Below are 877 nucleotides of genomic sequence, written 5' to 3' on the forward strand. Positions count from 1 at the left end.
GGCTCGGGGGGCGGGGTGTGGCGGAGTTCGCGTTCCATCGCCTCGACCGTGGAGCGCAGCCTAGGGAGAAGGGTCGTCCGCAGGTCGTGCGCGGTGTGGCGGCTCGTGTGGCTGACCACGCTCGCCACACTCGCGATCCGGCCGTCCACATTCGCGATTCGGCCATCCCCTCCCGGGATGCGGACCGGCACCGAGATCGCCACCAGCCCCGGCTCGATCAACTGGTCGTCCAGGGACCAGCCGTTGGCGGACGCCTCTTCCGTGCGGCGGGCGAAGGTGTCGTCGTCCCGCGCGCCCGGTTCCTGCCTCCGTGGTGGTACGGCCGTGAACGACAGGTCCCTCGGGTCCGCCGCCCTGCGGTCCCGCCAGCGCTGCCAGTCCGCGGCCGTCCACTCCGTCGCGAACAGCGGGCCCGGAGCGGTGCGTTCGGCCGGGAGCAGGTCGCCGATGCGGAAGCTGAGGGACATCGCGCGACGGCGGGTCGCCTGGTGGATGAAGCGGATGCCGTCCTGGTCGGCGACCGCGAGGGAGACCGACTCGTCCAGTTCGTCTGCCAGGGCGTCCGCGTGCGGGGAGAGCAGAGCGGGGAGGCGCAGGGCCGACAGGTAGGCGTTGCCCAGTTCCATCAGGCGGGGGGACAGGTGGACGTCCCGGCCGTCGAAGCGGACGTAGCCCATGCGGGCGAGGGTGGCCGTGATGCGGTCGACCGTGGAGCGGGCGAGGCCGGTTGCGCGTTCCAGACCGCTCAGGCTCAGCGTGCCGTTCGCCTCCGTCAGTTCCCGCAGCACCGCGATGCCGCGGATGAGCGGAGTGACCGCCTCCGCGGGGACGCTCCCACCGGTGAGGGCAGGAGTCCTGACGGTGGTGGCGGTGGTGG

1 protein-coding gene is annotated in these 877 nt (G+C 72.6%); it reads right to left on the bottom strand.

Annotated features, from left to right (window positions below):
• Positions 1-803, bottom strand: an 803-nt coding sequence (locus tag C1J00_RS43745; protein WP_146046431.1) for an IclR family transcriptional regulator, incomplete at its 3' end; no start/stop codon positions are given.
• Between the last annotated feature and the right edge of the window lie 74 nt (positions 804-877).

This window comes from Streptomyces cahuitamycinicus (genome assembly GCF_002891435.1).
GTDB classification, from domain to species: Bacteria; Actinomycetota; Actinomycetes; order Streptomycetales; family Streptomycetaceae; genus Streptomyces; species Streptomyces cahuitamycinicus.